We start from the raw sequence: 10,915 nt of genomic DNA on the forward strand, positions 1-10,915 counted from the left end.
GGGCCACCGATGTCCGGCGTGAGGGCTCCGCCCTCGCCCAGACGATCTACGAGGCCGTGATCGCCGCTCGCGCAGCCCTCTCGTGAGTGCGGGTCAGCGCATCAGCATCGATGCGCGCCACGTCTTGCGGTGGGCCTTGCCGACCATCCCCTGCTCCTCGAGGAACGGCATGACCTTCTCGCCCATCCACGCGATGGTCTCGCGGTAGTTCTCGTTGCCCAGCGCCGCCCGACGGCCCTCACGCGGGTCGATCCCGACGGACGCGTAGACGTCGGGGTGCACCAGGGACCGCATGGTGATGAAGGCAACCTGGGCAGTCAGCCATTGGTGCCACTGCCGCTCGGCCCGACCCAGACCACGCACCGCCTTCACCAGCTCGTCGCGGGCGAAGGTCACGTGGCGGGCCTCCTCGGTCACGTGGATCCGCGACACCATCCTGGTCAGCGGCTGGATCCGCTCGTCGCGCATCGAGTCGCGCTGCCACCGGTCGACCGGCTCCTCACCGATCAGGATCGAGGCATAGGCACTTGCCCCGCGCAGGGCCAGCGGCCCCAGCTTCGCGAACTGCCTCACCCTGGGCCGCGGACCGTAGGCGGGCATGCCCATGGACCCGATCGCACGTCCGAACATGACGGTGTGGCGCGTCTCGTCACCCACCTCGGTGAGGGCGAACTGCGTCCTCGGGTCCCGCGGATCGGCGGTGTAGACGTCACGCAGCAGCAGCTGCATCAGGACGACCTCGAACCAGATGCCGACACTGGCGATGCTCGCGACCTCGTGGCGCGAAAGGGTGATCCGCTCCTCCTCGCTCAACCGGTCCCACAGCTTCGTGCCGTAGAGCGACATGCGCTCGGGCTGCATCCACCACAGGCCGGGGACCGGCGGCGCGTCCCAGTCGAGGTCGACCTCGGGGTCGTAGGACTGCTTGGCGGTCGAGCGCAGCAACCGGTCAGCGAGGGGATCCACGATCGTCATGGGGCCAGATCCTCCGAAACTAGGTATTACCGTCGGTAACGTCTACCTGTACTGTTCTCCTCATGGCCGGCAACGTCAAGGGCAGTGTCCAGGGAAGCTCCAAGGGAAACGCCAAGGGAAACGCCAAGGGTGATGGGCGCACGACCCGCTGGGAGAAGCACCGGGTCGATCGGCGTGCCGAGTTCGTCCAGGCCGCGATCCGGGCGATCGATGCCCTCGGTCCGGAGGCTTCCGTGACCGACATCGCCGCCGAAGCAGGCGTCAGCAAACCGGTCATCTACCGCTACTTCGCCGACAAGGACGAGCTGTACGCCGCCGTCGGCACCTGGGGCGCCGAGCTGGTCCTGGACCGGGTGATCACGGCCGTCCTCGCCCCCGCGACGGCCCGGGACCGGGTCACCGCCGGCGTGACGGCCTACCTCGACACCCTGGCCGAACACCCCGCCGCCTTCCTCCTGCTCATCCGCCACCATGCAGCCGGCGCCGACCCGGTCGCGGACGGCAAGACGGTCATCGCGGCCAAGCTCTCCCGGCTGCTCGGCGACGCGCTGCGCCACCTCGGCGGCGACGCCGGTGCGGCCGAGCCCTGGGCGCACGCCATCGTCGGCATGGGCAACTCGGTCGGCCAATGGTGGCTGGAGCGGCGCACCATGTCCCGCGCGACCGCGACGACGTACCTCAGCGACTTCATCTGGCACGCGCTGTCCGGCGCTGCCGAGGAGTACGGCGTCCAGCTCACCGCCCTCGACCCTCCACCCGAGGTCCAGCCGAACGTGCGACCGATCCGCAAGGAGCAGGCATGAGCGTCCTGCACGAGCCGCAGGCGTCGTACGACGGCCCGGCCACTGTCGTGCTCGACGACGCCGAACAGGCCGTCACCGTGACCCTCCGCGGTGCCTTCCAGCCGCTGGACGGGCACTTCCACTGGTACGGCCGGATCGCCGACGCTCCTGAGCTCGCCACGCTCCGCAGCGGCAGCCACGTGCGGCTGCGCACCGACCATGGCGAGGCCGACGGCCGGGTGTCGGATCGCGACCCGTGGGGACGGTTCCGGATCACGGGCATGGGCACCCCGCCCTTCTAGCCCCCGTCTCCTGCCACCGTCGCTGGCCACCAGTCACTAGTCTCGGGCCGTGGCAGCCCAGACGACGCACGGACCGGTGATGGCTGGTGTCGTGACCGCGGTCGTCGGCTTCAGCAGCTCGTTCGTGGTCGTGTTCGCGGGTCTCACCGCGGTCGGCGCGACACCCGACCAGGCCGCGTCCGGCCTCCTCACGCTGTGCGTGACCCAGTCACTCGGGATGCTGTGGCTGTCCCTGCGCCACCGGATCCCGGTGACGCTGGCCTGGTCGACACCGGGCGCCGCGCTGCTCGCCTCGACGGCCGGCGTGACGGGCGGTTGGCCGGCGGTCGTCGGTGCCTTCGTCGCCACCGGTGTCCTCATCGTGCTGACCGCCCTGATCCCTCGCATCGGCGACCTGGTGGCCGCGATCCCCCACAGTCTCGCCCGGGCCATGCTCGCCGGCGTCCTGCTCCCGCTGTGCCTGGCACCGGTGACCGCCCTCGTGGATGCGCCGTGGGTGATCGCGCCGGTGATCCTGACCTGGCTGGTGCTGTTGCGCCTCGCCCCGCGCTGGGCCGTGCCCGGAGCGCTCGCCGTGGCGCTCGGCACCGTCCTCGCCACCGCCCACATCGGGGCCGGGGCCCTGGCCCCCACCGTCGCCTGGACCACGCCGTCGTGGTCCTGGTCCGCGCTGATCGGCGTCGCCCTTCCCCTGTACGTCGTCACGATGGCCTCGCAGAACGTGCCGGGCGTCGCCGTGATGAGCGGCTTCGGCTACACCGTTCCGTGGCGCGAGTCGCTCACCGTGACCGGAATCGGCACCATCGTCGGAGCCCCGACGGGCGGACACGCCATCAACCTCGCGGCGATCAGCGCCGCGCTGGCCGCCGGCCCGGACGCTGGTCCCGACCGCAGCCGGCGCTGGATCGCCGCGGTCAGTGCATCGGTGACCTACCTGGTGCTGGCCGTCGCCAGCAGCGCGCTGGCAGCCATGGTGGTGGCCGCGGAGGACGGCCTCATGCAGGCCGCAGCCGGACTGGCACTGCTCGGCACCCTGGGCGCGGCGCTGGCCGAGGCACTCGCCGACCCCGCCGAGCGGGAGTCGGCCGCGGCCACCCTGGTCGTCGCAGCCTCGGGGGTCACCGTGCTCGGCATCGGCGCGGCGTTCTGGGCGCTGGTGGTGGGCCTGCTGATCCGGGCGTTCCTCTCCCGGACGGGCATCAGTTCCGGCAGGTCGACCCGACCGGCGAGCACGCGAACATCGTCGACTTGAGCCGCAGCGCAGCCCGGAAGGCATCACCGGTGACCGTCGCGGACCCCTTGGCTCCCCGGATCCGGATCTCGGTGACCCGACCGCCCCAGCTTCCCTTGCCGTCGCGCTTGAGGACGGACAGCTCCAGGAAGTCACCGGTGGCGGGGTAGGCCTTCTCGATCGCGAGATCGGTGAGCGTGACCTTCCACTGTGCGTTGGGATTGCCCGACCACACGTCGTACGGATCGGCCTTCGCCGGCAGGTAGGCAGGCGAGCCCTGGACGGTCCAGCCACCGTTGCTCGAGGAGAACTGCGTGAACGCGGGCTTGCCGCCGTACGCCCGGATCTGGGACTTCGTGGCCGCGATGGCCGCCGTGCTCGCCGAGTGCTCGGCCCCGACACCGCGGTAGACCTGGCAGGCCGACGTGTCGCACAGGTGGTATCCCGGCGGGTGCGGATTGGTGCGTGCGAACACGGCGTAGGTCCGCGCAGCCACCGACTGCGCCTGCACCGCCTGCGGATGCCACAGGGCGGGGATCTCGACCGGGACCACACCCTTGAGGTAGTCCTCCAGGTCGACCACGTTGGCGGTGTCACGGCTCGTACCGGCGATGATCGAGCGCAGCCGGCCCCGGTAGACGGCCGAGCCGCTGGGCAGGATCAGCTTCAGCGGGGAGGTGCCCGCGCCGAACTCCGCCTCGCCCGGGATGTCGCGCACCACCCGCCACCGGTCCGTCAGGACCGAGACGCGACTGACGGTGTTGCCCGAGACCGGAGTGATCTGCCACTGCTTGGCGCCCGCGCGGGCCAGGCTCCACGTCGCGCCGGTCTTCACGCTGCGCACCATCAGGCCGGAGCGATGCTCGATGACCACGTTGCTGCTGGTGTCGGCTGTGATCAGCACCACCATCGGCCCCGCGGCCGGCGCCGACACTGTGCCCGGGTAGTAGAAGTCCAGGATCTGCGTCGCGGTCCGGGCATGGTTGCGGGCGGCGTTCTGTGCGCCGTACTGCGACATGCCTCGTCCGTGCCCCCAGCCGCTCCCGACCAGGCTCACCGACGTGGGGCCCGCCGCCTGCGCCGGGGGTACGACGACCGCACTCGTGAGCACGGCCGCCAGCCCTGTCAGCAGGGTCGCCGCGGCGGCGAGCAGGCGGAGCCGAATCGTGCGCATCGGTCGAGGGTAGCCCGCCGGTTCCAGCCGCGGGGCCGGTCCGAACTAGGATTCGTGACCATGACCGAGCTCCACAGCACTGACGCACCGGCCCCGACCGCCCCGGCCCCCGACGGGGAGTCCGCGGCGATCGTCGTACCGGACCGCCCGGCGCTGGAAGGACTCGAGCAGAAGTGGTCCGACCAGTGGAAGGCCGATGACACCTTCGCCTTCGACCGGACCCAGCCGCGGGAGAACGTCTACGCCATCGACACGCCGCCGCCGACCGTCAGCGGCAGCCTGCACGTGGGCCACGTCTTCTCGTACACCCACACCGACCTGATCGCCCGTTTCCAGCGGATGCAGGGCAAGTCCGTCTTCTACCCGATGGGCTGGGACGACAACGGCCTGCCCACCGAGCGCCGGGTGCAGAACTACTTCGGCGTCCGTTGCGACCCCTCGCTGCCCTACGACGCGGACTTCACCCCGCCGGAGAAGCCGGACCCCAAGCGCCAGATCCCGATCAGCCGCCCGAACTTCATCGCCCTGTGCGAGCAGCTGGTCGAGCAGGACGAGAAGGTCTTCGAGACGCTGTGGCGCACCCTCGGACTGAGCGTCGACTGGAACATCACCTACACGACGATCGGCGCCAAGGCGCAGACCGTCAGCCAGCGTGCGTTCCTGCGCAACCTGGGTCGCGGCGAGGCGTACCTCCAGGAGGCGCCGACCCTGTGGGACGTCACCTTCCAGACCGCGGTCGCGCAGGCCGAGCTCGAGGCCCGCGACTACGCCGGCGCCTACCACCGCGTCGCCTTCCACAAGCCTGATGGCACCCCGGTGCACATCGAGACCACCCGCCCCGAGCTGATCCCCTCCGTCGTCGCCCTCATCGCCCACCCCGACGACGAGCGCTACCAGGACCTCTTCGGTACGACGGTCACCTCGCCGGTCTTCGGCGTCGAGATCCCCGTCCTGGCCCACGCGGGCGCCGAGAAGGACAAGGGCGCCGGCATCGCGATGTGCTGCACGTTCGGTGACCTCACCGACGTCACCTGGTGGCGGGAGCTGCAGCTGCCCGTCCGCACCGTGATCGGCCGCGACGGTCGCTTCACCCGGGAGACGCCCGAGTGGCTCTCGAGCGAGCAGGCCTCGACGGCGTACGCCGACCTGATGGGCAAGACGGTCCACTCGGCCCGCGAGGCCGTGGTCGCGAAGCTCCGCGAGACCGGTGACCTCGACGGGGACCCGAAGCCGACGCAGCGGATGGCGAACTTCTACGAGAAGGGCGACAAGCCCCTCGAGATCGTCTCGACCCGCCAGTGGTACCTCCGCAACGGTGGCCGCGACGCCGACGTCCGCGACCAGATGCTGGCCCGCGGCGCCGAGATCCAGTGGCTGCCGCCGCACATGAAGCACCGCTTCGACAACTGGGTCGGCGGCCTCAACGGCGACTGGCTGATCTCGCGCCAGCGCTTCTTCGGCATCCCGTTCCCCGTCTGGTACCCGCTCGACGGCGAGGGCGAGCCCGACTACGCCCGCCTGTTGCTGCCCACCGAGGCCGAGCTGCCGATCGACCCGTCCACGCAGGTCCCCACCGGCTACACCGAGGAGCAGCGCGGCAAGCCCGGCGGCTTCATCGGCGACCCCGACGTGATGGACACCTGGGCGACGTCGTCGCTGACGCCACACATCGCCGGTGGCTGGGAGACCGACCCGGACCTGTGGTCGCGCGTCTTCCCGATGGACCTGTGCACCCATGCGCACGACATCATCCGCACCTGGTTGTTCTCGCGCGTCGTCCGCGCGCAGCTCGAGAACGGCGCGGCGCCCTGGACCCACGCCATGATCTCCGGCTTCATCGTCGACCCGGACCGCAAGAAGATGTCGAAGTCCAAGGGCAACGTCGTCGTGCCCGACGAGATCCTCCAGAAGTACGGCGCCGATGCCGTCCGCTGGCGCGCGGCGATCGCCCGCCCCGGCCTGGACTCGCCCTTCGACGAGACCCAGATGAAGGTCGGTCGCCGCCTGGCGATGAAGGTCCTCAACGCCTCGAAGTTCGTGCTCGGCAGCGTCGGTGCCACCGAGTTCAGTGCCGCGCGCGTCAGCGAGCCGGTCGACACCGCGCTGCTCGGTCGCCTCGGCGGCGTGGTCCGCAAGGCCACCGAAGCGTTCGAGGCCTACGACTACACGACGGCCCTCGAGGTCAGCGAGAAGTTCTTCTGGGAGTTCTGCGACAATTACCTCGAGCTCGTGAAGGAACGCGCCTACGCCGAGGCCGGCGACGCCTCCGACTCGGCCCGGGCGACCCTCGCGTTCGCGCTCCAGGTCCAGCTCCGGTTGCTCGCACCGTTCCTGCCCTACGTCACCGAAGAGGTGTGGTCGTGGTGGCAGGAGGGTTCGGTGCACCGCGCGCCGTGGCCGACCGTCAACGAGCTCGGCTCCCCCGCCGCGTCCGACGGATCGATCATCGACTCGGTCGCCGCTGCACTGGGCGGCATCCGTGGCGCCAAGTCGCAGGCCAAGGTCACCATGAAGACGCCGCTGGCCCGCGTCGAGGTCTCCGGCCCCGAGAAGGCCGTCCGCGCCGCCGAGCTCGCTCGCCGCGACCTGGTCGCGGCCGGCAAGATCATCGGCGACCTGGTCTTCACGGTCGACGAGTCCGCCAGCGACCTCACGATCACGGCCGAGATCGCCGAGGTCGAAGAGACGCCTGCGGCACCGGCTGAGTGATGCCGGTCCGGTTCGTCGCCGCGGTGGCGGTGGTGCTCGTCGCCGCCACCGGCTGCCGTGCCACGCAGTGGCCCTCGGACGCTGATCAGGCCCAGTTCTGCGAGGACATGACGGGAATGCAGTTCCGCGAGAGCGGGATCGACGACCTGATCATCGAGCACGGCACGCCCGAGAACCTGCCCTTCGAGGCGCGCCGGTACCTGATCGACCTTGCCGACAGCAACGTCACCGACCCGGTCGGCAAGCAGGCCCTCGAGAAGTACGTCGCGGACTACTGCTGACCAACCGTCAGGTCGAGCAGGTCAGGCGGACTTCTTCTTCTTCGCCTCGCGCAGGACCAGCGTCGGCGCCACATCGTTGTCGACGACGTCGCGCGTGATGATGACCTTCTCCACGTCGCCACGGCTCGGGACGTCGTACATCACGTGGAGGAGGACCTCCTCGATGATGGCGCGCAGGCCACGGGCACCGGTGCCGCGCTCCAGCGCCTTGTCGGCGATCCCCTGGATCGCGTCGTCGGAGAACTCGAGCTCGACACCGTCGAGGTCGAAGAGCTTCTTGTACTGCTTCGTCAGGGCGTTGCGGGGCTCGGTGAGGATCTGCACCAGGGCCGCCTGGTCGAGCGGGCTGACGCTCGCGATCAGGGGCAGCCGGCCGATGAACTCGGGGATCAGGCCGAACTTGGTGAGGTCCTCGGGACGAACCTTGCTGAGCAGGTCGTCCGCGGCACGCTCGGCCTCGCCGCGCGGTTCGGCCGTGAAGCCGAGCGACTTCTTGCCGACGCGCTGCTCGATGATGTGCTCGAGACCGGCGAAGGCACCGCCCACGACGAACAGGATGTTCGTCGTGTCGATCTGGATGAACTCCTGGTGCGGGTGCTTGCGGCCGCCCTGCGGCGGAACCGAGGCGGTGGTGCCCTCGATGATCTTCAGCAGCGCCTGCTGCACGCCCTCGCCGGAGACGTCGCGGGTGATCGACGGGTTCTCGGCCTTGCGGGCGACCTTGTCGATCTCGTCGATGTAGATGATGCCGGTCTCGGCCTTCTTGACGTCGTAGTCAGCGGCCTGGATCAGCTTGAGCAGGATGTTCTCGACGTCCTCGCCGACGTAGCCGGCCTCGGTCAGCGCCGTGGCGTCCGCGATCGCGAACGGGACGTTGAGCATCCGGGCGAGCGTCTGGGCGAGGTAGGTCTTGCCGCAACCGGTCGGGCCGATCACGAGGATGTTGGACTTCGAGACCTCGACGACCTCGTCCTTGTGCTTGCCCTGTCCACCGGGACCGACGCCGGGCGAGACGCCCGCCTGGACCCGCTTGTAGTGGTTGTAGACCGCCACCGCGAGGGACTTCTTGGCCTGTTCCTGCCCGATGACGTAGGAGTTCAGGAACTCGAAGATCTCCTTGGGCTTCGGCAGGTCAGCGAGCTCGACCTCGGAGCCCTCGGCGAGCTCCTCCTCGATGATCTCGTTGCACAGGTCGATGCACTCGTCACAGATGTAGACACCCGGACCAGCGATGAGCTTCTTGACCTGCTTCTGGCTCTTGCCGCAGAACGAGCACTTCAGCAGGTCGCCACCGTCACCGATGCGTGCCACGGGTCCTCCTCAGATGTGAACTCCCCGACGGTACTCCCTGTCGCGCCCCGGAGGGGGCGTGACACGGGGTGTACGTCGAGGAGGTCATCGGGTCCTTCAAGATCGAGCGGGGAATCAGACGAGTACGGGGGTCTTGAGGGACTCAAGAATGGAGTCGATCAAGCCGTACTCGATCGCGCCCTGGGCGGTGAGGATCTTGTCGCGCTCGATGTCGCGGCTGACCTCTTCGAGCGACCGGTTGGAGTGGTCGCTGATCATCTTCTCGAGCAGCTCGCGCATCCGCAGGATCTCGTTCGCCTGGATCTCGATGTCCGAGGTCTGGCCGAACGTGCCCTCGGTGTAGGGCTGGTGGATCAGGATCCGGCTGTTGGGCAGCGCCAGGCGCTTGCCCTTGGCGCCCGAGGCGAGCAGGATCGCCGCCGCCGAGGCCGCCTGGCCGATGCACACGGTCTGCACGTCCGGCTTGATGAACTGGATCGTGTCGTAGATCGCCGTCAGCGCGGTGAACGAGCCACCGGGGCTGTTGATGTAGATGCTGATGTCCTGGTCGGGGTTCATCGACTGCAGGCACAGCAGCTGGGCGATGACGGCGTTCGCGACGTCATCGGAGATCGGCGAGCCGAGGTAGATGATCCGGTCCTCGAACAACTTGCCGTAGGGGTCGATGCGGCGGAACCCGTAGGAGGTGCGCTCTTCCCACTGGGGAATGTAGTAGTTCATCAGCTCAGTCCTTCTTGTGGGCCGGACGGCCCTCGTCGACGGCTTCCCGGGCGCTCTTGACCACCTTGTCGACCAGGCCGTACTCCTGCGCCTCGGCGGCCGTGAACCAGCGGTCACGGTCGGCGTCGTTGGTGACCTGCTCGACGGTCTGCCCGGTGTGCTCGGCGATGAGGTCGAGGAGCACCTTCTTGATGTGCAGCGACTGCTGCGCCTGGATCTTGATGTCGGAGGCCGAACCACCCATGCCGGACGACGGCTGGTGCATCATGATCCGCGCGTGGGGCAGCGCGTACCGCTTGCCCTTGGCGCCGGCGCAGAGCAGGAACTGCCCCATGGAGGCAGCCAGGCCCATGCCGACCGTCGCCACGTCGTTGGGGATGTAGTTCATCGTGTCGTAGATCGCCATGCCGGCGTCCACGGAGCCACCGGGGCTGTTGATGTGCAGGAAGATGTCCGCTTCGGGATCCTCCGCCGACAGCAGCAGCAGCTGGGCGCAGATCGCGTTGGCGTTCTGGTCGCGCACCTCGGAACCGAGGAACACGATCCGCTCGCGGAGCAAACGGCTGTAGATGTTGTCGTCGAGGAAGCTGATCCCCGCGGCTCCATTCATCTCTGGGCCGTTCATCTGAGGGCCTCGCTCGGGGCCACCGGGAAACTGGGTCACGACGGTGACACTAGCCTCCCCGGGGGACAGATCCACGCGATAACACCCGCTGTTCGCCGACAGCAGATTTAGCGCTCGGCTGCGGCCTTCAGCCCCGCCACCGTGGTGGCCATCCCGGCCTCGAGCTCATCGGCGTGTTCGACGCCGCCACCCAGGAACGCCGACGCGAAGACCTTGCCCATCAGCGTGTTGCCCGAGGGCACCGGCCGGCGGTGGACCACACGGGTCGTCTCACCCTCGGCCTCCAGCTCCCAGACCCATTGCGCCCCACTGGACCTCGTGTCCCAGACCAGCCGCCGCCCCGGATCCACGTCGGCCACCACCGAACGCGTCGGCCAGACGACGGCCTTGCGCCGGTTGATGCCGAGGTACCACTGGCCCGTGCGCAGCCCGCCCCGCTTGAGCGGCAGCATCGAGATCGTCTCCGGGCTCCACTGCGCCATCTGTTTGAGATCGGTGAGCAGCGCCCACACCTGGTCGGCGGGGGCATCGATCAGCGCTTCGGCGCGAAGCTCGCGCGCTGCCTCTCCGGTCGTCATGGGGTCATCTTGGCAATAACTTCCGGCGAAGTCATGACGTTGTGTCGGTGACCGTCCGGGTCGGTCGCGCCCACCGCCGCACCCTGGAGGTCCCTTGTCTGCCCGGTTCTGTGGCGATTGTGGCGTCGACCTGCCCCCGAATGACCGGTTCTGCACCAGTTGCGGCGCGCCCAACGTGGCGGCGCCGGACGCCCCACCCGCCGCAGCCGTGACCCAGGCGGCCCACC

The 10,915-nt window shown here is 69.2% G+C and carries 12 protein-coding genes; 6 read left to right on the forward strand and 6 right to left on the reverse strand.

Annotated elements, in window-relative coordinates:
- Nucleotides 1–93: 93 nt before the first annotated feature.
- On the reverse strand, nucleotides 94–975 hold the full coding sequence (locus ACOADB_RS16660; RefSeq protein WP_378600818.1) for an AurF N-oxygenase family protein: 882 nt from the start codon (nucleotides 973–975) through the stop codon (nucleotides 94–96).
- Nucleotides 976–1,037: 62 nt separating this feature from the next.
- On the opposite strand from ACOADB_RS16660, the gene ACOADB_RS16665 reads away from it, so the two are divergent.
- From ACOADB_RS16665 to ACOADB_RS16675, 3 genes are read left to right on the forward strand one after another with little or no spacing between them, the layout of a single operon-like run.
- The gene (locus ACOADB_RS16665; RefSeq protein WP_378600820.1) at nucleotides 1,038–1,778 is read left to right on the forward strand and encodes a TetR/AcrR family transcriptional regulator; all 741 of its coding nucleotides are present in this window, start codon (nucleotides 1,038–1,040) and stop codon (nucleotides 1,776–1,778) included.
- A complete protein-coding gene (locus ACOADB_RS16670; RefSeq protein WP_378600822.1) occupies nucleotides 1,775–2,059 on the forward strand; it encodes a DUF4873 domain-containing protein in 285 nt (94 codons plus the stop codon). The genes ACOADB_RS16665 and ACOADB_RS16670 overlap by 4 nt, the downstream gene beginning before the upstream one ends.
- Before the next feature lie 49 nt (nucleotides 2,060–2,108).
- Entirely contained in the window at nucleotides 2,109–3,311 is a 1,203-nt protein-coding gene (locus ACOADB_RS16675) for a benzoate/H(+) symporter BenE family transporter (protein ID WP_378600824.1), read from the forward strand.
- Here ACOADB_RS16675 and ACOADB_RS16680 read toward each other — a convergent pair.
- Entirely contained in the window at nucleotides 3,259–4,464 is a 1,206-nt protein-coding gene (locus tag ACOADB_RS16680) for a SpoIID/LytB domain-containing protein (RefSeq protein ID WP_378600826.1), read from the reverse strand. The genes ACOADB_RS16675 and ACOADB_RS16680 overlap by 53 nt on opposite strands.
- A 60-nt stretch (nucleotides 4,465–4,524) precedes the next feature.
- Between ACOADB_RS16680 and valS the strand changes: the two genes are divergently transcribed.
- Both valS and ACOADB_RS16690 read left to right on the forward strand, forming a co-directional pair.
- Complete coding sequence (valS, locus tag ACOADB_RS16685) at nucleotides 4,525–7,173, forward strand: valine--tRNA ligase (RefSeq protein WP_378600828.1); 2,649 nt, start codon at nucleotides 4,525–4,527, stop codon at nucleotides 7,171–7,173.
- Nucleotides 7,173–7,454, forward strand: coding sequence for a hypothetical protein (locus ACOADB_RS16690; protein WP_378600830.1), 282 nt, complete (start codon nucleotides 7,173–7,175; stop codon nucleotides 7,452–7,454). Before valS ends, ACOADB_RS16690 begins: the two co-directional genes overlap by 1 nt.
- A 21-nt stretch (nucleotides 7,455–7,475) precedes the next feature.
- On the opposite strand, the gene clpX is transcribed toward ACOADB_RS16690, so the two are convergent.
- The 4 genes from clpX to ACOADB_RS16710 all read right to left on the reverse strand — a co-directional run bounded on the left by clpX (nucleotide 7,476) and on the right by ACOADB_RS16710 (nucleotide 10,688).
- Nucleotides 7,476–8,765: an ATP-dependent Clp protease ATP-binding subunit ClpX gene (gene clpX, locus ACOADB_RS16695; protein WP_378600832.1), complete on the reverse strand. Its 1,290-nt coding sequence runs from the start codon at nucleotides 8,763–8,765 to the stop codon at nucleotides 7,476–7,478.
- A 114-nt stretch (nucleotides 8,766–8,879) separates the two neighbouring features.
- Nucleotides 8,880–9,485, reverse strand: coding sequence for an ATP-dependent Clp protease proteolytic subunit (locus tag ACOADB_RS16700; protein ID WP_378600834.1), 606 nt, complete (start codon nucleotides 9,483–9,485; stop codon nucleotides 8,880–8,882).
- A 4-nt stretch (nucleotides 9,486–9,489) separates the two neighbouring features.
- A complete protein-coding gene (locus tag ACOADB_RS16705) occupies nucleotides 9,490–10,095 on the reverse strand; it encodes an ATP-dependent Clp protease proteolytic subunit (RefSeq protein WP_182380865.1) in 606 nt (201 codons plus the stop codon).
- Between the two features lie 122 nt (nucleotides 10,096–10,217).
- Complete coding sequence (locus tag ACOADB_RS16710) at nucleotides 10,218–10,688, reverse strand: SRPBCC family protein (protein WP_378600836.1); 471 nt, start codon at nucleotides 10,686–10,688, stop codon at nucleotides 10,218–10,220.
- Nucleotides 10,689–10,782: 94 nt separating this feature from the next.
- Between ACOADB_RS16710 and ACOADB_RS16715 the strand changes: the two genes are divergently transcribed.
- A partial coding sequence (locus tag ACOADB_RS16715; RefSeq protein WP_378600843.1) for a zinc-ribbon domain-containing protein occupies nucleotides 10,783–10,915 on the forward strand: 133 nt, incomplete at its 3' end.

The sequence above is a fragment of the Nocardioides sp. CPCC 206348 genome (assembly GCF_048654705.1).
Lineage (GTDB): Bacteria > Actinomycetota > Actinomycetes > Propionibacteriales > Nocardioidaceae > Nocardioides.